This window comes from Enterobacter sp. MGH120 (assembly GCF_001037725.1).
Classification (GTDB): Bacteria; Pseudomonadota; Gammaproteobacteria; order Enterobacterales; family Enterobacteriaceae; genus Enterobacter; species Enterobacter hormaechei_C.
This window is the reverse complement of the sequence record NZ_KQ089940.1, coordinates 477,661-499,479: the sequence shown is the minus strand read 5'-3', so window position 1 is coordinate 499,479 and position 21,819 is coordinate 477,661. Positions and strand designations below refer to the sequence as shown.

At 55.2% G+C, this 21,819-nt stretch carries 22 protein-coding genes; 8 read left to right on the top strand and 14 right to left on the bottom strand.

Going from position 1 to position 21,819, the window contains the following annotated elements:
• Window positions 1-22: 22 nt before the first annotated feature.
• The 6 genes from SK54_RS02340 to fdhD form a co-directional block, all read right to left on the bottom strand.
• The gene (locus SK54_RS02340; RefSeq protein ID WP_032649890.1) at window positions 23-622 is read right to left on the bottom strand and encodes a DUF1120 domain-containing protein; all 600 of its coding nucleotides are present in this window, start codon (window positions 620-622) and stop codon (window positions 23-25) included.
• Complete coding sequence (locus SK54_RS02335) at window positions 613-3,036, bottom strand: fimbrial biogenesis usher protein (RefSeq protein ID WP_048246667.1); 2,424 nt, start codon at window positions 3,034-3,036, stop codon at window positions 613-615. Before SK54_RS02335 ends, SK54_RS02340 begins: the two co-directional genes overlap by 10 nt.
• Window positions 3,037-3,062: 26 nt before the next feature.
• Complete coding sequence (locus tag SK54_RS02330; protein ID WP_017382678.1) at window positions 3,063-3,749, bottom strand: fimbria/pilus chaperone family protein; 687 nt, start codon at window positions 3,747-3,749, stop codon at window positions 3,063-3,065.
• Between the two features lie 77 nt (window positions 3,750-3,826).
• Window positions 3,827-4,540: a DUF1120 domain-containing protein gene (locus tag SK54_RS02325; RefSeq protein WP_015569917.1), complete on the bottom strand. Its 714-nt coding sequence runs from the start codon at window positions 4,538-4,540 to the stop codon at window positions 3,827-3,829.
• Between the two features lie 486 nt (window positions 4,541-5,026).
• Window positions 5,027-5,239 carry a YdgH/BhsA/McbA family protein gene (locus SK54_RS02320; protein WP_015569916.1) on the bottom strand — a complete coding sequence of 71 codons (213 nt, stop codon included), beginning with the start codon at window positions 5,237-5,239 and terminating at the stop codon, window positions 5,027-5,029.
• Between the two features lie 114 nt (window positions 5,240-5,353).
• A complete protein-coding gene (gene fdhD, locus SK54_RS02315; RefSeq protein ID WP_017382677.1) occupies window positions 5,354-6,190 on the bottom strand; it encodes a formate dehydrogenase accessory sulfurtransferase FdhD in 837 nt (278 codons plus the stop codon).
• A 371-nt stretch (window positions 6,191-6,561) separates the two neighbouring features.
• Between fdhD and fdnG the strand changes: the two genes are divergently transcribed.
• The 4 genes from fdnG to fdhE are packed head-to-tail and all read left to right on the top strand — an operon-like array spanning window position 6,562 to window position 12,085.
• Window positions 6,562-9,612 (top strand): formate dehydrogenase-N subunit alpha, encoded by a 3,051-nt coding sequence (gene fdnG, locus SK54_RS02305; RefSeq protein WP_085929672.1) that lies wholly within the window; start codon window positions 6,562-6,564, stop codon window positions 9,610-9,612.
• A gap of 12 nt (window positions 9,613-9,624) precedes the next feature.
• A complete protein-coding gene (fdxH, locus tag SK54_RS02300; RefSeq protein ID WP_014072386.1) occupies window positions 9,625-10,527 on the top strand; it encodes a formate dehydrogenase subunit beta in 903 nt (300 codons plus the stop codon).
• A complete protein-coding gene (gene fdoI / locus SK54_RS02295; RefSeq protein ID WP_015569914.1) occupies window positions 10,524-11,159 on the top strand; it encodes a formate dehydrogenase cytochrome b556 subunit in 636 nt (211 codons plus the stop codon). Before fdxH ends, fdoI begins: the two co-directional genes overlap by 4 nt.
• The gene (gene fdhE, locus SK54_RS02290; RefSeq protein WP_003861956.1) at window positions 11,156-12,085 is read left to right on the top strand and encodes a formate dehydrogenase accessory protein FdhE; all 930 of its coding nucleotides are present in this window, start codon (window positions 11,156-11,158) and stop codon (window positions 12,083-12,085) included. Before fdoI ends, fdhE begins: the two co-directional genes overlap by 4 nt.
• Window positions 12,086-12,124: 39 nt before the next feature.
• Here fdhE and SK54_RS02285 read toward each other — a convergent pair whose 3' ends face one another.
• Together SK54_RS02285 and SK54_RS02280 are read right to left on the bottom strand one after the other, a co-directional pair.
• Window positions 12,125-12,496 carry a PIN domain-containing protein gene (locus SK54_RS02285; RefSeq protein WP_015569913.1) on the bottom strand — a complete coding sequence of 124 codons (372 nt, stop codon included), beginning with the start codon at window positions 12,494-12,496 and terminating at the stop codon, window positions 12,125-12,127.
• Between the two features lie 2 nt (window positions 12,497-12,498).
• Window positions 12,499-12,741, bottom strand: a complete 243-nt coding sequence (locus SK54_RS02280) for a ribbon-helix-helix domain-containing protein (protein WP_015569912.1) — start codon at window positions 12,739-12,741, stop codon at window positions 12,499-12,501.
• Window positions 12,742-12,939: 198 nt separating this feature from the next.
• On the opposite strand from SK54_RS02280, the gene SK54_RS02275 reads away from it, so the two are divergent.
• A complete protein-coding gene (locus SK54_RS02275) occupies window positions 12,940-13,860 on the top strand; it encodes an alpha/beta hydrolase (RefSeq protein ID WP_015569911.1) in 921 nt (306 codons plus the stop codon).
• 8 nt (window positions 13,861-13,868) lie between these two features.
• On the opposite strand, the gene fabY is transcribed toward SK54_RS02275, so the two are convergent.
• The 6 genes from fabY to SK54_RS02245 form a co-directional block, all read right to left on the bottom strand.
• Window positions 13,869-14,810 carry a fatty acid biosynthesis protein FabY gene (fabY, locus tag SK54_RS02270; RefSeq protein WP_015569910.1) on the bottom strand — a complete coding sequence of 314 codons (942 nt, stop codon included), beginning with the start codon at window positions 14,808-14,810 and terminating at the stop codon, window positions 13,869-13,871.
• 44 nt (window positions 14,811-14,854) lie between these two features.
• A complete protein-coding gene (gene dtd / locus SK54_RS02265) occupies window positions 14,855-15,292 on the bottom strand; it encodes a D-aminoacyl-tRNA deacylase (RefSeq protein ID WP_015569909.1) in 438 nt (145 codons plus the stop codon).
• Window positions 15,289-16,170, bottom strand: a complete 882-nt coding sequence (locus tag SK54_RS02260) for a virulence factor BrkB family protein (protein WP_003861949.1) — start codon at window positions 16,168-16,170, stop codon at window positions 15,289-15,291. Before SK54_RS02260 ends, dtd begins: the two co-directional genes overlap by 4 nt.
• A complete protein-coding gene (gene yihX, locus SK54_RS02255) occupies window positions 16,164-16,763 on the bottom strand; it encodes a glucose-1-phosphatase (protein WP_048246664.1) in 600 nt (199 codons plus the stop codon). Before yihX ends, SK54_RS02260 begins: the two co-directional genes overlap by 7 nt.
• Before the next feature lie 118 nt (window positions 16,764-16,881).
• Window positions 16,882-17,682: a DeoR/GlpR family DNA-binding transcription regulator gene (locus SK54_RS02250; RefSeq protein ID WP_003861944.1), complete on the bottom strand. Its 801-nt coding sequence runs from the start codon at window positions 17,680-17,682 to the stop codon at window positions 16,882-16,884.
• A 34-nt stretch (window positions 17,683-17,716) separates the two neighbouring features.
• Window positions 17,717-18,613 carry a sugar kinase gene (locus tag SK54_RS02245; protein ID WP_048246663.1) on the bottom strand — a complete coding sequence of 299 codons (897 nt, stop codon included), beginning with the start codon at window positions 18,611-18,613 and terminating at the stop codon, window positions 17,717-17,719.
• A gap of 155 nt (window positions 18,614-18,768) precedes the next feature.
• Between SK54_RS02245 and yihU the strand changes: the two genes are divergently transcribed.
• The 3 genes from yihU to yihS are packed head-to-tail and all read left to right on the top strand — an operon-like array spanning window position 18,769 to window position 21,808.
• The gene (gene yihU / locus SK54_RS02240; RefSeq protein ID WP_048246661.1) at window positions 18,769-19,659 is read left to right on the top strand and encodes a sulfolactaldehyde 3-reductase; all 891 of its coding nucleotides are present in this window, start codon (window positions 18,769-18,771) and stop codon (window positions 19,657-19,659) included.
• A 17-nt stretch (window positions 19,660-19,676) separates the two neighbouring features.
• Window positions 19,677-20,552 (top strand): sulfofructosephosphate aldolase, encoded by an 876-nt coding sequence (gene yihT / locus SK54_RS02235; protein ID WP_015569905.1) that lies wholly within the window; start codon window positions 19,677-19,679, stop codon window positions 20,550-20,552.
• A gap of 14 nt (window positions 20,553-20,566) precedes the next feature.
• Window positions 20,567-21,808: a sulfoquinovose isomerase gene (gene yihS, locus SK54_RS02230; protein ID WP_017382670.1), complete on the top strand. Its 1,242-nt coding sequence runs from the start codon at window positions 20,567-20,569 to the stop codon at window positions 21,806-21,808.
• The last annotated feature ends 11 nt before the right edge of the window (window positions 21,809-21,819 follow it).

Here is a 21,819-nt window from a genome sequence, read left to right as displayed (position 1 = left end):
GCGCTGCCGGGCATCTGAGGGGTTAATGCGCAGGAAGCGTATCGACGTTAAGCGTCAGCGTTTCTTCAAAATCCGTTGTGTTAGTAACGCTAAACGCCTTGTCAGAGAGATAGGTCGTGATCATCATGGTGGCGACAAACTGCTCGCCCGCCACTTCTGTACCGTTTACGGCAGCCAGCGCTTTTTCCGGCTTTAGCGTCACCTGAGAAGCGCCTCCCTGAACGGCTACCGCGCCAATATCGACCGCGGCCAGCTGCACGGGGTTCCCGTCCACCCGCCCATCTTTGAATTCGATTTTCATCGCGCCGCTGTCCGTAAAACGATACGCCAGGTTCTGTCGGGCAATCCCGTCTACGGAGATGCGCATTTTGCGCACATCCGGACACAGCACCGAAACCTGAACTTCACGCATCACAGAAGCATAACCGTTGTACACTTTGCCAATATGTTCAGCGGACGTTTGCCGCATATCCTCTTTACGGTAGCGCCCGTAATCGACTTTCTTCACCGCCGACATCATTTCACAGGCGCCGTCATCAGCCTGCGCCATTCCCGAAAGTCCCGCTGCGCCGCAGAGCAGCATAAGCATCAGCGCGTATTGACGAACGTTATTCAGAGACATTTCCCTGTCACCTCTTCATAGAATTTATTCGGTTTTGCCTCCGGCAGGGTGTACGTCAGCCTGCAACGCCCTTCATCCAGCTTCGCATACAGCTGCTGGCTGGCAGAGATATCGTTCAGGAAGATCACGCCGTCTTCTGGCGCACTCGTCACATACTCCCCTGCCGCGTCCACAATCGAGACACCTTCCGGCAGCGGCGTACCGTCCGCACGGCGTATACTGAGCAGCACGCGGCGCTGGCTTAACGTCGCAAACTCCCACTTCGCCACAGCGCCGTGAGACGCTTTGATCGCTGTTCTGCCATTTCTTACGTCCAGATTGCCTGGCAGGCTTTCCGTGTTGATCTCAATCGTGCTTTCACGGAACGGCGACAGCGCAGGAATAATCGCCTGGCCCCATTTATCGGTCCATACCGCGCCGCGCGGGGTACCTATCTCGATACCAGCCACCGGTTTATCCAGTCTGGCAATGGCGTACGTATCGGTCACGCGGTAAGGCGAGAAGGTCACCCCGTCGCTGTGGGCGACAATCCCGCCGCTTAATGCTGCTGAGTAGTTGGTATTGCTGTCGTTATCTCCTCCTGCCGCCAGCGCCAGGTTGGTGTAATGCAGATTACTGTTCAGCGAGCTGTCCCAGCTGGTGGTGTTCTCTTCCTGGTCCTGAGTGACCCCCACCGTGTACTGGTTCTCAGCGTTGAGCGAGCCCATTGCCCGCGTGCCGTAAGAACGCTTACCTTCGCTCTCGCGATACCAGGAGCTGGTTGTCACGCCTGAGCGTCCCAGCGGGATCGACACGTTTACGTAAAACTGATCGTTGTCGCTGCTGTCGTGCCGGCTGACATCCGACTCCCAGTTCACGCTCACGTTGAAGTATTTAAAAGTCTGTGACCACGACGAGATAAACCGGCGACTGTCATAGTCGCTGTTCCAGCTCTCGTTGCGATAATAGCTGAGGGAAAAGCGGCCCAGCGTGGTACTCGACCAGTTGATACCGACGCTGGTGTCGTATTTGGTTTGCGACATATCGTCATCGTCGCCGTAAAGTTCCGCCATCTCGCGATAGTCCGGTGTGCCATAGCTACCGCCCAGCGAAAGCCCAATGCCCCACGGCAGGGAGTAACCCAGATCCAGCGTCGTTTTGTTGCCGTCGGTTTGCGTCTGGTTGTCTATTGACGCCAGAAAACCCAACGAGGCATACAGGTTCTGCATCGGTATGGTATCGAGGTTGCCGGAGAAGCCATAATAGTGGTTATCCGCCATCACCATACCGGCCAGGAAATTGACACGCTTATTGACAGACCAGCCGTCATTGGCGGACACCACCCACGGATTTTCAAAGCGTGAGTCCATGTCTTCAACGCGGCCCATAGCCAGCGTAAAGCCCGGGGCACGGCCTATATGATTGCTGCGGAACGTACTTGCCGAGACAGTGAATCGGTTTTCGCTGCCGTCAGTCTCGGTGACCGTTACGTTCAGGTCGGTGTTGAGGTTCGCCAGCGGCACGTCATCCAGGTTGAACGGACCGGCAGGAACCAGCGTTGAGTAAATAAGCTGTCCGCCCTGGCGGATATCGACGCGCGCCTGCGGATTACGGGCAATACCGCTGACTTCGACGCCCGTCCCCACCTGAGGAGTGAGTGCGGTATCCGGCATCATCTGGACCCCGTAAATTCCCGGAATACTGAAGCGGCTGTTGGCGATGTTAATCTGGCCATCCTGCACCATCACGCCATAATCGGTAAAGGTACGCTGGGCATAGGTGTAGAGGGAGTCGACATCAAAATCCTGATCGCTGCCGTCGCTAATGAACTGCGTGCTGCGCACAATCCAGTCTCCGGCATTAAAGCCCATTTCAAAGGTCGACTGGAAACGGTCAGCGTTCTCATCATCATAGTGATTATGGGTGCCAAACATGGAGTAATTCAGCATGGCTGCACGTCCGCCACGCACCTCGGCGAACTGTCGGTCATAATCAGGGTCGATCGCTTCAGGCGGTACAACAACCGATATTTCATCAATATCCGGCGAAGTCTGAATCGTTGATCCGGACCAGTAGTGATAAATCTTCGGGCAGGTGCCTCTTTTCGTCTGTTTAATCAGGCCCGCGTTTTCCAGAAACGCTTTATCAATACAGGGCGTTCCTTCCTCATCAAATTTCACGGGCATAATATTGCGCTGCTTACCATTAATATTAACCGTCACATTATGGTAGCCAGGGGTAAAACGGGGAGTGAGGGAATAGTAATCCGCAATGGCCGGATCAAGCCCGTTATTTTTTAAAGCATCGCTGTCAAATATGGCTCGCGCCAGTTCCAGAGATTCATTCGCATTAGAGGAAATCTCAGCCCGAATATTAAATGCCAGCACGCTAAGGCAAAACACGAGCATTCCCTTTTTACAGGAACCGTTTAACATAACTACTCCATGTTTGTTAAGTGATTTTATTGCTGAAGGTCGGCGATATATTTCCCTGCCTTATAGCCATAACGCGTTGCCGGATAGATTTCGATTTGTTTTTCGGATGCTGATATTTTGGCTGGGGCGCTGGCCGTCATTTTTTCGCCAGGAAGAATGTAAGTCTTAGCTAATGTCGCGATCGTACCCGAGGCCATTAATTTCACCTTTTGCTCCAGTCGGACGACATAAGGCGTATTATTCTCAACCGTGACATTGCCATTTTTTATCTGCCAGGTGAGTGCCTTCCAGGGTTCAATATTTACCGCCAGGCCAGCCGGGTGAATAATGACGGGAAGGTTCTGGCTAAACACCACTTTAACTTTATTTTTTTCACGCTGAGGGATAGCGGTAAAAATGACACGCTTAAAATGTTCCACCTTCAGCGGCTCATTACTGTTTTTCAGCACAAAACGCACGCGCTGGGTTTTACCCGCATCTACGCGCACAACCGGCTGCGTGGCAATCAGACCCGGTTTGGGGTCGTCCGGGAGATCAATAATTTTGGTGTACAGCAGCTGTGCTTCAGCATCGGTGTTTTTAACATCCATGCTGGCCCCCTGCTTGTCTTCATTGACAATAAGCAGCGAGGTATCCGGCACCATCCCGGCAGCCATACCGTTGAATGAGGCCAGCAGGCAGGCACAGATCAGCGTTCTCTTTAAAAGCAGCATAATATTAGTCCATTAATATTGGTATAGGACACCCCACCGAAGTGAGGTGTCAGGTATTTCATGATACGTGGGGGTGATTACAGATAAACCAGCTCAACGTTGGTTAAGCCGTCCAGGGTGGCTTCATCCGTGATATTTAAATCGTTGGTTGGGTTAATCATCGCGGCAATGCCCACGTTGAAGTTAATTTTAGTTTGTGCAACAGGTGCCACTGTACCGGTCGCTTGATCTGTGAAGGAATAAATCTCACTCTTATCAGGTTTCACCTGTAAGTAGCGAAACCCGCTTTTAACTCCCCATGATGCGCCGTTATCGCTGGTGAAGATTGGATAAAGGTTTACACCGTCTCCGTTAGTCGTCGCCCCGTCGGTCTTTTGGATACCCATTGAATAAGCGCCAATCTTCTTATCGCCATACATCCCCAGGCCAGCCGTAAAACCCGCACTGGTAATGAAATCCGAATCAATAAAGTTCACCGGCATATTCTCCGTAGGCGCAGAATCCACATGCGAATCGTTAAAGGTCACGCCAACGCGGGTCGCTTCTTCACAGGTAATAGAAATAGGGATAATTTTAACATCCGCCAGAGGGGTTGGGGTGGTGGAATTCAGACTAGCCACCTTCATGGTACCAAAATCAGCAATACCGCCACCGCTAATAAATGCCGGTGTACAGGAAGACGGAACAATTTTCCCCGTAACCTGAATATCAACACTGGAAGCCGCCATTGCTGAAGACGCCGCTACTGCCAGTACAGATGCCAGCACTCCTTTTTTAAACATCGCGTTCATTTAATTTCCTTATATGAGTTAAATACAAAATAAACCAAAAGAGAAATATTTGGTTTTAGGGGTAAAGATTTAATATTGTTTTTGAAACTATCATCATGAATAACCGGGGTCAATGACTCCGAATCTCTTTAGGATTAAAGCCTGAGGATTTCCTTATTATTTGGGATCAATTATTGATTATTTATATAATAAACCCCGAAATACAGTCTGAAAGACATGAAATCATACATTATTGAAATGAATTAAAAGAACTGGTCAGACCTTGTATTTAGATCATGTATGAGATTGCTGATTTTTAAGTAAGGGTAACTCAACCGGACGGCACATTATAGTTATTATTCAACCAATAAGAAATATCCCGGAGGATATGGCTATCTTCTGTCAGGTTGAAAATACAGGCGGTTTGTACAGGAAGGCGGGTTAAAACAGGGGAGCAGAATGAAACCTGTCCCTGCTCCGAAGAGCAAGGGACAGCGGCTATATGACTTATTTGTTCAGTTCAGCGGTCATGTGTACGCGGTTACCGGTGAATGCCTGGGTAATTTTGTAGGATGACGCGCCCGCTTCCTGAGCCTGTGCGGCGATTTTGGCTTCTGCGCCATCGAGGGTAGAGGCGGATGCAGTCACAGTCTGCGCAGCGAAAGAACCGAAAGAAGCAGCCAGAGCGATTACAGCGACAAAAGTTTTGATGCTTTTCATGAGATAAACCTTTTCGTTAAGTTGTTTAGATAAGGCACCGTGCCTTGATGAGATAAATACTAGCCCTCATCATGAACAACTAAAAGCGGAAGGTTTTGCTATACTCATTCAAAATTACTGATTAACAATTAATCGCTGCGGATGGGTGTAAATTGTCGCCCTGCCCGGCTTGCAGAACCCCACCAGCGTCAGGTTGCAGCGCTCTGCCACTTCGACCGCCAGCGTTGTCGCAGCCGACACCGCAAACAGGATCTCCACGCCGCACATGGCCGCTTTCTGCACCATTTCATAGCTGGCGCGGCTGGAAACGAGCGCGGCCCCTTGCTGCCAGACGGCATCTTCACGCGCGCGACGGCCCAGCAGCTTATCCAGCGCCACATGGCGGCCCACATCTTCATGACCTCCGACGATCTCGCCCGACGGGAGCACCCACGCCGCAGCATGTGTACAGCCGCTCAGCTGACCTATGGGCTGGACATCATTGAGGTGCTCCAGGGCTTTGTCGAGGTTACCGAGGTTGAAGGTCTGGGTAAACGGCAGCGGCGCGACGGGCTTACCGATATCGTTAAGCTGTTCAACGCCGCACACGCCGCAGCCGGTACGTCCGGCCAGCGCCCGGCGGCGCTCTTTCAGCCCCATAAAGCGACGACTGGAGAGTTCGATTTGTACTTCAAGACCATTACAGGCCTGAACCACATCCATACCGTAGATCTCCTGCGGATGCGCAATGATGCCTTCCGAGAGGGAAAAACCTATGGCGAACAGTTCCAGATCTTTCGGCGAAGCCATCATCACCACATGCGAAATCCCGTTGTAAACCAGGGCAACGGGGACCTCTTCCGCCAGAAAATCCGGCGTGGCATGTGAAATGTGAGGCGGTCTGTGTACCGACAGTTCCACAATGCCCGCAGGCAGTGGCGACACGTGGGCAGCACGGTTTTGTTTAGACACAACGGTATTCCTGAACAACCACGGAAGTGAGCCTGCTATTGCAACACAAACGGCAGGCCTTACGCATAGTATGGATCAACTTTTCAGCAACCATTCTCCTACTCAATACGGAGGGGTGCAACCGATCAGCTGCTACACCTCTTTAACATGCACAGGATAAAATGTGATTGATATCACATTTTATAATCAATGCCGTGATAATACGTTCACTTTGTTTTAACCCCGTTAGAACAGGCGTACCGACATTGTGGTATTCTGGGCTTATCCCTCGGAGAAATGAGGGATTAATGCAAATTTTTCTCCTTTGCGGTTAATTCTCAACCGCAAAGTAAAACTACATAGCAATGTCGTAATGAACCAAGGAGTGACCCATGCAGGTCAGCAGAAGGCAGTTCTTTAAGATCTGCGCTGGCGGTATGGCAGGCACCACGGCGGCGGCACTGGGCTTTGCGCCCGGTGTAGCGCTGGCGGAAACACGGCAGTATAAACTGCTGCGCACCCGCGAAACCCGTAACACCTGTACGTACTGCTCCGTCGGCTGTGGGCTGTTAATGTATAGCCTCGGCGACGGTGCGAAAAACGCCAAAGCATCCATTTTCCACATCGAAGGCGATCCGGATCACCCGGTCAACCGTGGTGCGCTGTGTCCGAAAGGGGCCGGTCTGGTAGATTTTATCCACTCCGAAAGCCGCCTGAAGTTTCCTGAGTATCGCGCTCCCGGCTCTGACAAATGGCAGCAAATCAGCTGGGAGGAAGCGTTCGATCGCATCGCTAAGCTGATGAAAGAAGACCGCGATGCCAACTTTATCGCGAAGAATGCCGAAGGCACCACCGTTAACCGCTGGCTCTCCACCGGCATGCTGTGTGCTTCAGCGTCGAGTAACGAAACCGGCTATTTAACCCAGAAATTTACGCGCGCACTCGGTATGCTCGCGGTCGACAACCAGGCGCGTGTCTGACACGGACCAACGGTAGCAAGTCTTGCTCCAACATTTGGTCGCGGTGCGATGACCAACCACTGGGTCGACATCAAAAACGCCAACCTCATTGTGGTGATGGGCGGTAACGCCGCTGAAGCGCACCCTGTCGGGTTCCGCTGGGCGATGGAAGCCAAAATCCACAACGGCGCGAAGCTGATTGTGATCGATCCCCGCTTTACGCGTACAGCGTCAGTGGCGGATTTCTACACCCCAATTCGTTCAGGTACTGACATCACTTTCCTGTCAGGCGTATTGCTGTACCTGATGACCAACGAAAAATATAACCGCGAGTACACCGAAGCTTATACCAACGCCAGCCTGATCGTGCGTGAGGATTACCACTTCGAAGATGGCCTGTTCAGCGGTTATGACGCCGAAAAACGCAAATATGACAAAACCAGCTGGAACTACGAGCTGGACGAAAACGGCTTTGCGAAGCGCGACACCACCCTGCAACACCCGCGCTGCGTGTGGAACCTGCTGAAAGAGCACGTGTCCCGCTATACGCCGGAGGTTGTCGAAAACATCTGTGGGACGCCGAAGGCGGACTTCCTGAAGGTGTGCGAGCTGATAGCGGAAACCAGCGCGAAAGATAAAACCGCGTCGTTCCTGTATGCGCTCGGCTGGACGCAGCACTCCATCGGCGCGCAGAACATCCGCACCATGGCGATGGTTCAGCTGCTCCTCGGCAACATGGGGATGGCAGGCGGCGGCGTGAACGCCCTGCGCGGTCACTCCAACATTCAGGGTCTGACCGACCTCGGCCTGCTGTCTCAGAGCCTGACGGGTTACATGAACCTGCCGAGCGAGAAACAGACCGACCTGCAAACCTACCTGACGGCCAGCACGCCAAAACCGCTGCTCGAAGGCCAGGTGAACTACTGGGGCAACTATCCGAAGTTCTTCGTCTCGCTGATGAAAGCCTTCTACGGCGACAAGGCGACGGCGGAAAACAGCTGGGGCTTTGACTGGCTGCCGAAGTGGGACAAAGGTTACGACGTACTTCAGTACTTCGAAATGATGCACCAGGGCCAGGTCAACGGCTATATCTGCCAGGGCTTTAACCCGGTGGCGTCGTTCCCGAACAAGAACAAGGTTGTCGAGTCTCTGTCGAAGCTGAAGTTCCTGGTGACGATTGACCCGCTCAATACCGAAACGTCGACGTTCTGGCAGAACCACGGTGAGTCGAACGATGTCGATCCGTCGAAGATTCAGACCGAAGTGTTCCGTCTGCCGTCTACCTGCTTCGCGGAAGAGAACGGGTCTATCGTCAACTCCGGCCGCTGGTTGCAGTGGCACTGGAAAGGCGCGGATGCCCCGGGCATCGCCTTGAACGACGGCGAGATCCTGGCCGGTATCTTCTTACGTCTGCGTAAAATGTACGCGGCTGAAGGCGGCGCAACGCCTGAGCCGGTGCTGAACATGACCTGGAACTACTCGACGCCAGAGAATCCGTCTCCGGAAGAAGTGGCGATGGAGAGCAACGGTAAGGCGCTGGCGGACGTTATCGACCCGGCGACCGGTGCGGTGCTGGCGAAGAAAGGCGATCAGCTCAGCACCTTTGCGCACCTGCGCGATGACGGTACGACCTCCAGCGGCTGCTGGATCTTTGCCGGTAGCTGGACGCCGAAAGGCAACCAGATGGCCAACCGCGATAACGCCGACCCGTCGGGCCTCGGCAATACGCTGGGCTGGGCATGGGCATGGCCGCTTAACCGCCGCATCCTCTATAACCGCGCCTCAGCTGACCCGCAGGGCAACCCGTGGGATCCGAAGCGTCAGCTGCTGAAGTGGGACGGCGCGAAATGGGGCGGCGTGGATATTCCGGACTACAGCACTGCCGCACCAGGCAGCGATGTCGGGCCGTTTATCATGCAGCCTGAAGGGATGGGGCGCCTGTTTGCTATCGATAAGATGGCGGAAGGTCCGTTCCCGGAACACTACGAGCCGTTTGAGACGCCGCTGGGTACCAACCCGCTGCACCCGAACGTGGTCTCTAACCCGGCAGCCCGCATCTTCAAGGGCGATTTTGAAGCGCTGGGTAAAAAGGACAAGTTCCCGTATGTCGGCACCACTTACCGTCTGACCGAGCACTTCCACTACTGGACCAAGCACGCGTTGCTGAATGCCATCGCGCAGCCGGAGCAGTTTGTGGAGATCGGCGAGAAGCTGGCGAACAAACTCGGCATTGCCCATGGCGATACCGTGAAGGTCTCCTCTAACCGCGGCTACATCAAAGCCAAGGCGGTGGTGACCAAGCGTATTCGCACGCTGAACGTTCACGGTCAGCAGGTGGATACCATCGGCATCCCAATTCACTGGGGTTATGAGGGCGTGGCGAAGAAAGGGTTCATTGCGAACACCCTGACGCCGTTCGTCGGTGATGCGAACACGCAGACGCCGGAGTTTAAGGCCTTCCTCGTGAACGTGGAAAAGGTGTAACGGAGACGACTTATGGCTTATCAATCTCAAGACATTATCCGTCGTTCCGCGACTAACGGTTTCACGCCCGCGCCTCAGGCGCGGGACCACCAGCAGGAAGTGGCGAAGCTTATCGACGTGACCACCTGTATCGGCTGTAAAGCCTGTCAGGTGGCCTGTTCAGAGTGGAACGACATCCGTGACGAAGTGGGTCACAACGTCGGGGTGTACGACAACCCGGCGGACCTGACCGCCAAGTCCTGGACGGTAATGCGTTTCTCGGAAGTGGAGCAGAACGACAAACTGGAATGGCTTATCCGCAAAGATGGCTGTATGCACTGTGCGGATCCGGGCTGCCTGAAGGCGTGTCCGTCAGAAGGGGCTATCATTCAGTATGCCAACGGCATCGTCGACTTCCAGTCCGAGCAGTGTATTGGCTGCGGCTATTGCATCGCGGGTTGTCCGTTTGACGTGCCGCGCCTGAACCCGGAAGACAACCGCGTCTACAAATGTACGCTGTGCGTTGACCGCGTAAATGTCGGCCAGGAGCCAGCGTGCGTGAAGACCTGTCCAACTGGCGCTATCCACTTTGGCTCCAAAGAGGATATGAAAACGCTGGCGGCAGAGCGCGTGGGCGAGCTGAAAACCCGTGGTTACGATAACGCAGGCCTGTACGATCCGGCCGGGGTTGGCGGTACGCACGTGATGTACGTGCTGCACCACGCCGACAAGCCGAACCTGTATCACGGCCTGCCGGAGAACCCGGAAATCAGCGCGACCGTGAAGTTCTGGAAAGGTATCTGGAAACCGCTGGCCGCGGTCGGTTTTGCGGCCACCTTCGCAGCGAGCATCTTCCACTACGTCGGCGTTGGTCCGAACCGTGCGGAAGAGGAAGACGACAACCTGCATGAAGAGAAAGACGAGGTGCGCAAATGAGAAAACGTGACACCATCGTGCGCTACACCGCGCCGGAACGCATCAACCACTGGGTCACCGCCTTCTGCTTCATGCTGGCGGCGATAAGCGGGCTGGGGTTCTTCTTCCCGTCCTTCAACTGGCTGATGCAGATACTGGGCACGCCGCAGCTGGCGCGCATCCTTCACCCGTTCGTGGGTGTGGTGATGTTTGCCTCGTTCATCATCATGTTTTTCCGCTACTGGCACCATAACCTAATCAATCGGGATGATATCTTTTGGGCGAAGAATATTCGTAAGATCGTCGTCAACGAGGAAGTGGGTGATACCGGGCGTTATAACTTCGGCCAGAAATGCGTATTCTGGGCGGCGATTATCTTCCTGGTCCTGTTGCTGGTGAGCGGCGTGATCATCTGGCGTCCGTACTTTGCGCCTGCTTTCTCAATCCCGGTGATCCGATTCGCGCTGATGCTGCATTCATTTGCCGCAGTGGCGTTAATTGTGGTTATCATGGTGCATATTTACGCCGCCCTCTGGGTGAAAGGCACCATTACCGCGATGGTGGAAGGCTGGGTCACCAAAACGTGGGCGAAGAAACATCACCCGCGCTGGTACCGAGAAGTCCGCCAGAAACAGGAAAAGTCATCTGAATGAGTATTCGCATAATCCCGCAAGATGAGCTGGGGTCGAGCGAGAAACGTACGGCGGAGTATATTCCGCCGTTGTTATTCCCCAGACTCAAGAACCTCTACAACCGCCGCGCAGAGCGTCTGCGCGAGCTAGCAGAGAACAACCCGCTGGGCGATTTTCTGCGTTTTGCCGCGCTGGTCGCCCATGCGCAGGAAGTGGTGCTGTACGACCATCCGCTGCAAATGGACCTGACCGCACGCATCAAAGAAGCCAACGAGCAGGGCAAACCGCCGCTGGATATTCACGTCCTGCCGCGCGACAAGCACTGGCATAAGCTGCTGCATTCCCTGATCGCCGAGCTGAAGCCCGAGATGAGCGGCACGGCGCTGGCAGTCATTGAGAACCTGGAAAAAGCCTCCGATCAGGAGCTGGAAGAGATGGCGAGCGCGCTGTTTGCTTCCGACTTCTCACTGGTGAGCAGCGATAAAGCGCCGTTCATCTGGGCTGCGCTGTCGCTCTACTGGGCGCAAATGGCGAGCCTGATTCCAGGTAAAGCCCGCGCCGAATACGGCGAAGCGCGCCAGTTCTGCCCGGTGTGTGGTTCAATGCCGGTCTCCAGCATGGTGCAAATCGGCACCACTCAGGGGCTGCGCTACCTGCACTGCAACCTGTGTGAAACCGAGTGGCACGTGGTGCGCATCAAGTGCAGCAACTGCGAACAGACCCGCGATCTGAACTACTGGTCGCTGGAAAATGAAGACGCGGCGGTGAAAGCGGAGAGCTGCGGCGACTGCGGGACCTACCTGAAGATTCTGTATCAGGAAAAAGACCCGAAAGTCGAAGCCGTGGCCGACGATCTCGCCTCGCTGATTCTGGACGCGAAGATGGAGCAGGAGGGCTTTGCCCGCAGCTCGATCAACCCGTTCCTGTTCCCGGGTGAAGGGGAGTAATCTCCTGTGAGAGTGCCGGGCGGCGCGAGCTTGCCCGGCCTACACCTGGTAAGGCGTAAGGACCTCGTCAATACCCGCAAAATCTTTCGTGTTGCGAGAAATCAACGGACATTTTCTGCTCTGCGCTGTGGCCAGAATGATAGCATCAGGCAGTTTCATTCCATGCTTCTCACGTAGTAAAACGCTTCTTTCCGCAATATCCCGAGACACATCAATAATTTCAAAAGCGCCCATAACGGCTGCCGTTTTCGCTTCATGACCATGCCTGCGAGCGCTCACCATTACTTCCATCCAGGTAATTAAGCTGATGGCACGATGCGACGCGGTATGCTCAATCGCATCCGCAGCTTCAATACGGTTGTTGAAGAGATCAATGAGAATATTGGTATCAAACACTGCCATGTGCTCCATGATTACCACTCCTCACGCAGCTTGCGTTCATACTCAAGCCCGTCCTCTTTTCTGTCTCCCCACAGACCAAGCGCATTTCGGATAACAGAAGAACTCTGCTGGTCGAGATACAGCTCTATCGCTTCCCGAAGCAGTTCAGCACGTGGTTGATTTCGCAATTGCTTGAGATTATCCAAACGTTGAATCACGTCATCAGACAAATCGATAAGTATTCTGCCCATATCAAGTTCCGCCAAAACGCTCATATATCACCTTAGTATATCATCTTTGGTTAATTTTCAGGCAAAATACTCTTTATCAATTTAGGGTGAAAGGACGTTTTTTAGGGAATGATCGATTTTGCGAGCCGCTTTCCACAATATGCACCTCTCAACATTTCTCTGTTTTCATCTGCTGTAAACCAGGCTATAAACTGTATAAAAACACAGTAAAAGGACGTAATCATGGCACTGGAAAAGGGTATTGATAAGCTGGTACAGGAGTTTATTGCCACAGGACGACCTTCCTCGCGAAAGCAGAGTATTGATGACCGGAGAAGCGGATATGTCGCCAGCACAGCGCTAGCCGGGGAAACAGAAACGCGTGTCCAGGTTGAAACGCTTGTTCTTGAGGATATGACCTTTCGGGTATTTTCGCCTTTCAATGCCCCTGAAACGTTATCTTGTGCCCTCTACTATCATGGCGGTTGTTTTGTCAGCGGTGGGTTTGAAACCCATGATAATCAGCTTCGCCAACTGGCGTTTTACGGTAACTGCCGGGTCATTGCGGTTCAGTACAGACTCGCACCCGAGCATACTTTCCCCGCTGCGCATGACGATGCAGAGAGAGCGGCAGATCTTGTCTGGCAAAATGCAGAACAATTAGGTGTGGATAAAAACCGGATTACACTTTGTGGAGACAGCGCGGGAGGTCATCTTGCGCTGGTAACGTCATTGCGGCTTAAGGCCAAAGGTCTCTGGGATCCCGCGCAGCTCATTCTTATCTACCCCATGCTCGACGCTACGGCCAGTTTTGAAAGCTATACCCTCAATGGCATGGATTACGTGATTACTCGCGATACCCTTTTGAGCGGCTATGAAATGTATCTGGCTGGAGCCGACCGTCAACATCCTGAAGTCAGCCCACTGTGGCGCAACGACTTTAGCGGTCTGCCGAAGGTCCATATTGTTACCGCGGAATATGATCCGTTACGCGACGAAGGCGAGGCGCTTTATCAGCGCCTCACGGAGCAAGGCGTGAAGTGTACCGCTCAACGATGGTGGGGTGTAATACACGGCTTCTTCCAGTTGGGTGGAATTAGCCAGTCAGCGCGAGACGTTATGCGAGATATTGCCTGGCGCATTAACCATGCCGGGCGAGAGTGAGAAGGAGACTATTCCTCCTCGTTCCCGCCCTCTTCATACGCGCCATACGGCTTCGCTGGCAGAACGATATAGGTGCCTTCAAACACCGCGCCTGGCGTTTCATCGCCGAACAGCTCCACCTGCATCTGTACGCGTGCTTTACGTCCACGCGCCAGACGGTCGAGATCGCCGCCCAGTGCGCCCAGGTCAGCAACCGCGCTCGGCTTGCCGCTGATCGGGGCGCTGTAGCGGATATGGGCATCGGCCAGAATAATGGTGCCGCCGAGATGACGTTCGCGCAGCATCAGCCAGATCAGTCCCCAGCCGGTGAGCGTGGCAAGTGAAAACAGGCTGCCGGCAAACAGGGTATGGTGCGGGTTCTGGTTGCCGGTTTCCGGCATGGTGGTAATAAATTTTTGCCCGGTGTACTGCTGAATACGCACACCCATTTTTTCACTGAGCGGAATGTGCTGATACCACGCCTGCTGGAGCTGCCCGCACCAGTCGGCGCGATGGAGAATATCGTCCAGCGTGGCGATGGGTTTGATCATCAAAAAGTGACGAATCGGCGTAGTTTGCGGGGCGGTGATTTCCCCCTGATTCACGAAACCAAGCTTGGCAAAGAACTCAACGGCATCTTCGCGGGCGCTACAGGTGACACGCTTGACCCCTTCCTGACGGGCAACGGATTCCAGCGTCATAGCCATCAGCGTTCCAAGGCCTTTGTCCTGCACGGAGGGATGAACGGCCATAAAGCGGATTGAAGCTTCGTTGTCGGCATTGATATACAGACGTCCCACGGCAACGAGGTTGCCCTCTTCATCAACCACCATCTGGTGGTGCGCCATCGCGTCCCAGGCGTCGCGTTCAGAGCCTTTAGGTTGATGCAGTGGCTTGCGCAGCATTTCCCAGCGGAAATGGTAATAAGCGTCTAATTCTTCTTCCGTTTGCGGTACTCGAAGGTGATACATAGCTGTACTCTCTCTTGTTACCCGCGGCCATGCCGCCAGTTGGCTCATACCTGGAGCCAGAATGTGACGGGGCCATCGTTCACCAGCGAAACCTGCATATCCGCAGCGAATCGTCCGGTTTGTGTATTCATGTCCTGTTGGCGACAGCGCTCAACAAAGTACTCGTAAAGGGCTTCTGCGCGATCCGGTGCCGCGCCCTTCGAAAAACTCGGGCGCATGCCGCGTTCGGTATCCGCGGCCAGCGTAAACTGGGAGACCACCAGCACGCTGCCGCCCGCCTGCTGAACGTTCAGGTTCATCTTGCCTTCCGCATCGCTGAAAATGCGGTAGCCCAGTACGCGCTCACACAAGCGGTTGGCTTTTTGTTCGTCGTCATCCTTTTCGACACCCAGGAGCACCAAAAGTCCTGGGCCAATTTCACCCGTCACCTCATCCGCCACGGTGACGCTGGCACGGGTTACGCGCTGAATCAATGCAATCATGGTTGGTCTGCTTCTTGTTGTTTTTCAGCTTCTGCTGCTTTTTTGAGTTCGCGGTAGACCCCGAGAGTGACAGTTATTTCGGCGCCAAGCAAGACGATACACCACGTCCAGTAGACCCAGACAAACAAAATGGGGATCACCGCCAGCACGCCGTAAATCAGCTGATAAGAGGGGAACATGGTGATATAAAGCGCGAATCCTTTCTTGCCCAGCTCAAAGAGCAACGCCGCGACCAGCGCACCCACCACGGCATCCCGGTTGGGTACGCGCGTGGTTGGTACCACGCTGTAGAGCAGCCAGAACGAAAGCCACGATAAAATCAGCGGGAATATACGCAGCACGTTATCGATCACGCTGTTTAAGTCGGTCGCCCAGCGCAGCGAAAGAAGGTAGGAACTGATCGCCAGGCTTGCCCCCGCCAGCAATGGGCCAAGGGTTAAAATCATCCAGTAGACGGCAAAGGAGTAAACCTTCGGGCGGACTTTTTTGCTCCGCCAGATGGTGTTGAGCGCACTGTCGATGGAGTACATCAGCAGCAGCGCGGTAACAATAAGCCCACATGCCCCCACCGCCGTCATCTTGCTGGAGTTTGCGACAAACTGTTCAATGTAGTTCTGGATCACATCGCCGGTGGCAGGAATAAAGTTCGCGAAAACAAAATGGCGAAGCTGCATGCTCACATCGGCAAACATCGGAAACGCCGAAAAAAGCGCAAAAATCACCGCCACCAGCGGCACCAGCGAGAGCAAGGACACGTAAGCGAGATTGCCCGCCAGCGTGGTCATGTTGTCCTCGTCAATGCGATGCCAGAGGAGTTTCAGCCACGCCCTCAGCGGGCGCGTGTGGTGATTGGCTTTTTGATGAACGGTTTTTAGCATAACTGCTTCGCAAAGTAGTTCGGTATCGTCTCTTTTCCGGTCACCAGAATGGAGGTGATACCTAACTGATTAGCCCCTTCTATATTATCGGCGTTGTCGTCAAAAAAGACCGCATCCGCCGCCGTGAATCCTTCTTCCTGCAATACCGCCTGATAGATGCGCGCCTCAGGTTTACGCATCCCCATCTCCTGGGAGAGATACACCTTATCTGCCGCCGCGTGGATTTCCGGGTATTCATCCGGCCAGAAGGTGGTATGCAGGCGGTTGGTATTCGACAGGACGACGACACGATACCCCTGCTCGCGCAGCTTGTGCATGATGTCGATCACTTCGGGGCGGATCGCGACAAATATGGCCTGCCAACCGTGGGAAAACTGCTCGTAGCTTAACGAGAGACCCATTTCCTGACAGAAACGCTCTGCGAACGCTTCATCGCTGATCTCACCGCGCTCGTGCAGATGGAAAGTCTCACCCATCGCGAAATTCTGCTTTAACGTCGCCAGCGGAACACGGCTAAAATCGCTCCATGCGCCCAGCACCCGGTTAAAATCGATATCGACGATTACATTTCCTAAGTCAAAGATATAAAGCATGTTTATCTCCTTTCGCCGTGGAAAAGTAACTGTAGCGGGAAAGAGAAACTTTAGCTATGCGCCAGATTCAGCTTAGAGAAAGGAAAGGCCCGAATCGCAATATCGGGCCATAGGATTTTCAGCCAGCCTGCTGCTCTTCTCCGGAATTGACTTCGACAACCTCAACCTTGCTGGATTTGAGGTGATTTTGCAGCGCCGGGCCGGGCAGCTCATCGGTGAACAGCGCCGTCGCCTGCGCCACGTTGCCGATTTCAACCGCCGCGGAGGCGTGGTATTTCGTATGATCGGCCGCCAGTAAAATGTGACGGGAGTGAGCGATCATGGTTTTCACCACGCTGGCTTCGTTAACGTCAAATTCCATCATCGCGCCGTCGTGCTCTATCGCCCCGACGCTGGTGACCAGGTAATCTGCGCGAAATCCTGACACGAACGCCGTTGCCGCAGGACCGATAATGCCGCCGTTATGCGGGCGCAGCGTACCGCCGGGCACCATCACCTCAAAGCGCGGATTCTTATAAAGAATGTGCGCCACCCGCAGGCTGTTAGTGATGATGCGCAGATGATTATGGTTAAGCAGTGCCCGGGCAACGTGCTCCACGGTCGTCCCGATGGTGATAAAAATGGTCGAACCGTCGGGAATATAGTCCGCAATCGCTTCGGCAATCGCCCGTTTCTCTTCGGTAAGCGAGACTTCACGCTGTTCGAACGCCGTGTTGACCACGCTGGATGCCCTGCCCGCGCCGCCGTGATGACGGGTGATCAGCCCCTGCTCGCTGAGCTTACGGATATCCCGGCGCACGGTTTGCGTGGAGACATCCAGCAGCTGCGCCAGTTCATCAATGTTCATATAGCCGCGATCGGCAATCAGCGTCAGCAGCTGATCGTGACGCGGGTTGCCGGTCAGTTCGGTAAGGCTCATGGGCTGTCCTCTGAAAACCATCACGCCCCGCATTTTATACAAAAAGTGACAAAAAAGAGCGGGTTTGATCACAGTCGGGTATACCCGCGCGCCCGCCGGGCTTTGTACATTTCAGTGCTGCGACGGCGCTGGCAAAACGCACGGCGTCTGCGGCGGGTAATTTCTGCCCCAGGCTGACCGCCAGCGCACCGTGGAACACGTCGCCCGCCCCGGTGGTATCAATGACGTTCACTTCAAAACCAGGCTGATGACATAGCGTGTCGTTTTCCAGCCAGAAACAGCCGTCTCGCCCCTGCGTAACATACACATGTCCATTTGTGAGCGTTTGTGCTTTCTTCAGCGCGTTTTCGGTTTCATCCAGCTGCGTTAAACGCCGCAGTCCTGGCGCGGAGAAGGCCGCGTGGTCGCTTAAGGCAATCAGATCCGCGATGTCCTGCGGGGTGACATCCGCATCCAGCAGCGTCGGTACGCCCTGCTGACGGGCCAGGGTAAATGCCTGTTTTGCCCCGTCATGCCAGCGCACGTCGGCTAAGACAATGTCCCACTGAGAGAAGTCGATTTCTTGCAACCAGTCTGCCGACGCAGGGAGATCGGGGCTGGGGTAGTTGGCAATCACCCTTTCCCCACCTGCGTCCACCAGCACCGCCGACTGTGACGAACGAGCCCCCTTAAACACGCGCGTAAAGCGGGTATTCACCCCCAGGGATTCCAGCTCCGCAAGCAGTCGTCTGCCGGTATCGTCGTCCCCCACCCGGCCAATAAAATCCACTTCCGCGCCCAGTTTCGCGGCTGCCACTGCCGCCGTTGCCGCCGGGCCGCCGCCCACTTCCGTATAGTCTTTTGCGACATATTTCCCACCTTCTTTCGGTAAATCATCGAGATACCAGATGCGATCCAGCACGGTAATGCCGACACAAACGATGCGAGTCATGGTGATTCCTTCTGCGATTTCTGATGCCTTCATTTTAATTTCACCAAATGTTTAAAAAGTGACCCGTGTCAATTTTTTGACTATAAATTACAAATACGATCAAAAACAGACACCACAAACGCGCAAAAATTGACACGATGTGACAGGAGAGAGGCATGTCAGCAATCGCATTTATCGGCTTAGGACAGATGGGCGCGCCCATGGCGAAGAATCTGTTGAAACAGGGCCACCAGCTTAACGTTTTTGATGTGAACCCGCAGGCGGTTCAGGCGCTGGTAGAGAGCGGCGCCCGGGCGGCGGGAACGCCAGCGCAGGCCGTAACGGAGGCCGAATTCGTCATTACCATGCTGCCAAACGGCGACCTGATGCGCAGCGTGCTGTTCGGCGAGCACGGCGTATGCGAAGGGTTATCCCGCGACGCGCTGGTCATTGATATGTCCACCATTCACCCGCTGCAAACCGACGCACTGATCCGCGACATGGCTGAGCAAGGCTTCAGCCTGATGGACGTGCCCGTCGGACGCACCTCTGATCATGCCATCGCCGGTACGCTGCTCCTGCTGGCGGGCGGTACGGCGCAGCAGGTTGAGCGCGCCACCCCCGTCTTAATGGCGATGGGCAATGAACTGATTAACGCTGGCGGGCCGGGCATGGGCATCCGCGTGAAGCTCATCAATAACTACATGAGCATCGCCCTGAACGCCCTTTCCGCCGAAGCCGCCGTACTGTGCGAAGCGCTTGGCCTCTCCTTTGACGTGGCGCTCAAGGTGATGAGCGGCACGCCGGCGGGTAAAGGCCACTTCACCACGTCATGGCCGAACAAGGTGCTGAAAGGGGATCTTTCACCCGCCTTCATGATCGATCTTGCGCATAAGGATCTGGGGATCGCCCTCGACGTGGCCAACCAGCTCCACGTTCCGATGCCGCTGGGCGCGGCTTCCCGCGAAGTTTACAACCAGGCACGCGCCGCCGGGCGCGGGCGCGAAGACTGGACAGCCATTCTTGAACAGGTTCGCGCATCTGCCGGGCTGAAAAAAACACACTGATACGAAAGGACTGAGGAATGACGATGTACACCCTGAAAGATATCACCCGACCTTCCGGCGGTTTTGCGATGCTGGCCGTGGATCAGCGCGAAGCGATGCGCCTGATGTTTGCTGCCGCAGGCGCGCCGGTGCCGGTAACCGACCAGCACCTGACGGATTTCAAGGTCAATGCGGCGAAAATTCTGTCGCCGTACGCCTCTGCGATCCTCGTCGACCAGCAGTTCTGCTACCGCCAGATTGTCGAGCAGCAGGCCGTGGCCAAAAGCTGCGCAATGATTGTCGCCGCCGACGAGTTTATCCCGGGGAACGGCATTCCGGTCGACAGCGTGGTGATCGACAAGAACGTCGACGCGCAGGCGGTCAAACGCGATGGCGGTAAGGCGCTGAAGCTGCTGGTGCTGTGGCGCAGCGATGAAGATCCGCAGCAGCGCCTGGAAATGGTGAAAGCGTTCAATACGCTGTGCCACGACAACGGGCTGCTGAGCATTATCGAGCCGGTGGTGCGTCCCCCGCGCCGCGGCGCCGCGTTTGACCGCGAGCAGGCGATTATCGATGCGGCCAAAGAGCTGGGCGACAGCGGTGCCGACCTCTACAAAGTGGAAATGCCGCTGTTTGGTAAGGGCACGCAGCACGAGCTACTGACGGCCTCGCAGAAGCTGAACGAGAACATCGCCATGCCGTGGGTGATCCTCTCCTCCGGCGTGGACGATAAGTTATTCCCGCGTGCCGTAAGCGTCGCCATGCAGGCGGGGGCATCGGGCTTTTTAGCCGGGCGCGCCGTCTGGTCATCGGTGATTGGCCTGCCGGACACCGAGCTGATGCTGCGTGATATTTCCGTGCCAAAACTTCAGCGTCTGGGTGAGATCGTCGACGAAATGATGGCTCGCCGTTGAAAAAGGACCCGAACATGAAATGGTTTAACACCCTGAGCCATAACCGCTGGCTCGAACAAGAGACCGACCGCATTCTCGATTTCGGTAAAAACGCCGCCGTACCGACCGGCTTTGGCTGGCTGGGCAATAACGGGCAGGTGCGCAGCGATATGGGCACCCATCTGTGGATCACCGCCCGCATGCTGCACGTTTACGCGGTGGCGGCGAACATGGGGCGCCCCGGCGCGTACGCGCTGGTTGAGCACGGCATTAATGCCCTGAACGGTCCGCTGCGCGATAAACAGCACGGCGGCTGGTACGCCTGCGTAAACGATGAAGGCGTGATTGATGCGTCCAAGCAGGGCTATCAGCATTTCTTCGTCCTGCTGGGCGCGGCGAGCGCCGTCACCACCGGCCACCCGCAGGCACGCAAGCTGCTGGACAATGCCATCGAGGTGATTGAGCGCTACTTCTGGAGCGAACAGGAGCAGATGTGCCTGGAGTCCTGGGACGAAGCCTTCAGCAAAACGGAAGATTACCGCGGCGGTAACGCCAATATGCACGCCGTGGAAGCCTTCCTCATCGTCTATGACGTGACCCACGACCGGAAATGGCTCGACCGCGCCCTGCGTATCGCCTCGGTGATTATTCACGACGTGGCGCGCAAAGGGGAGTACCGCGTTAACGAGCATTTCGACACCAGCTGGAACCCGATCCGCGATTACAACATCGATAACCCTGCCCACCGCTTCCGTGCCTACGGCGGCACGCCGGGGCACTGGATCGAGTGGGGCCGCCTGATGCTGCACCTGCGCGCCGCGCTGGAAGCCCGCTTTGAAACCCCGCCGGAGTGGCTGCTGGAAGATGCGAAAGGCCTGTTTCACGCCACTATTCGCGACGCCTGGGCACCCGACGGGGCGGACGGCTTTGTCTACTCCGTGGGCTGGGACGGCAAGCCTATCGTGCGCGAACGCGTGCGCTGGCCAATCGTCGAGGCGATGGGCACGGCCTATGCCCTCTATACCGTGACCGGCGAGGCGCAGTACGAAGCCTGGTATCAGAAATGGTGGGATTACTGCATCAAGTACCTGATGGATTACGAAAACGGTTCATGGTGGCAGGAGCTGGACACCAATAACGAAGTGACCACCAAAGTCTGGGACGGCAAGCAGGATATTTACCACCTGCTGCACTGCCTGGTGATCCCCCGCCTGCCGCTGGCGCCGGGCTTAGCCCCTGCCGTCGCCGCCGGATTACTGGATAGCCTGGCCAAATAATAAAGACGGAG

What these genes read in the sequence shown, in the direction of transcription:
- fabY (WP_015569910.1), bottom strand. Translation starts at nt 14,810, where the DNA reads ATGTATCACCTTCGAGTACCGCAAACGGAAGAAGAATTAGACGCTTAT.
- SK54_RS02320 (WP_015569916.1), bottom strand. Translation starts at nt 5,239, where the DNA reads ATGAAAAGCATCAAAACTTTTGTCGCTGTAATCGCTCTGGCTGCTTCT.
- dtd (WP_015569909.1), bottom strand. Translation starts at nt 15,292, where the DNA reads ATGATTGCATTGATTCAGCGCGTAACCCGTGCCAGCGTCACCGTGGCG.
- fdhE (WP_003861956.1), top strand. Translation starts at nt 11,156, where the DNA reads ATGAGTATTCGCATAATCCCGCAAGATGAGCTGGGGTCGAGCGAGAAA.
- fdoI (WP_015569914.1), top strand. Translation starts at nt 10,524, where the DNA reads ATGAGAAAACGTGACACCATCGTGCGCTACACCGCGCCGGAACGCATC.
- yihT (WP_015569905.1), top strand. Translation starts at nt 19,677, where the DNA reads ATGACGATGTACACCCTGAAAGATATCACCCGACCTTCCGGCGGTTTT.
- yihX (WP_048246664.1), bottom strand. Translation starts at nt 16,763, where the DNA reads ATGCTTTATATCTTTGACTTAGGAAATGTAATCGTCGATATCGATTTT.
- yihU (WP_048246661.1), top strand. Translation starts at nt 18,769, where the DNA reads ATGTCAGCAATCGCATTTATCGGCTTAGGACAGATGGGCGCGCCCATG.
- SK54_RS02325 (WP_015569917.1), bottom strand. Translation starts at nt 4,540, where the DNA reads ATGAACGCGATGTTTAAAAAAGGAGTGCTGGCATCTGTACTGGCAGTA.
- SK54_RS02335 (WP_048246667.1), bottom strand. Translation starts at nt 3,036, where the DNA reads ATGTTAAACGGTTCCTGTAAAAAGGGAATGCTCGTGTTTTGCCTTAGC.
- SK54_RS02260 (WP_003861949.1), bottom strand. Translation starts at nt 16,170, where the DNA reads ATGCTAAAAACCGTTCATCAAAAAGCCAATCACCACACGCGCCCGCTG.
- SK54_RS02285 (WP_015569913.1), bottom strand. Translation starts at nt 12,496, where the DNA reads ATGGAGCACATGGCAGTGTTTGATACCAATATTCTCATTGATCTCTTC.
- SK54_RS02280 (WP_015569912.1), bottom strand. Translation starts at nt 12,741, where the DNA reads ATGAGCGTTTTGGCGGAACTTGATATGGGCAGAATACTTATCGATTTG.
- SK54_RS02250 (WP_003861944.1), bottom strand. Translation starts at nt 17,682, where the DNA reads ATGAGCCTTACCGAACTGACCGGCAACCCGCGTCACGATCAGCTGCTG.
- yihS (WP_017382670.1), top strand. Translation starts at nt 20,567, where the DNA reads ATGAAATGGTTTAACACCCTGAGCCATAACCGCTGGCTCGAACAAGAG.
- SK54_RS02275 (WP_015569911.1), top strand. Translation starts at nt 12,940, where the DNA reads ATGGCACTGGAAAAGGGTATTGATAAGCTGGTACAGGAGTTTATTGCC.
- fdxH (WP_014072386.1), top strand. Translation starts at nt 9,625, where the DNA reads ATGGCTTATCAATCTCAAGACATTATCCGTCGTTCCGCGACTAACGGT.
- SK54_RS02330 (WP_017382678.1), bottom strand. Translation starts at nt 3,749, where the DNA reads ATGCTGCTTTTAAAGAGAACGCTGATCTGTGCCTGCCTGCTGGCCTCA.
- SK54_RS02245 (WP_048246663.1), bottom strand. Translation starts at nt 18,613, where the DNA reads ATGACTCGCATCGTTTGTGTCGGCATTACCGTGCTGGATCGCATCTGG.
- SK54_RS02340 (WP_032649890.1), bottom strand. Translation starts at nt 622, where the DNA reads ATGTCTCTGAATAACGTTCGTCAATACGCGCTGATGCTTATGCTGCTC.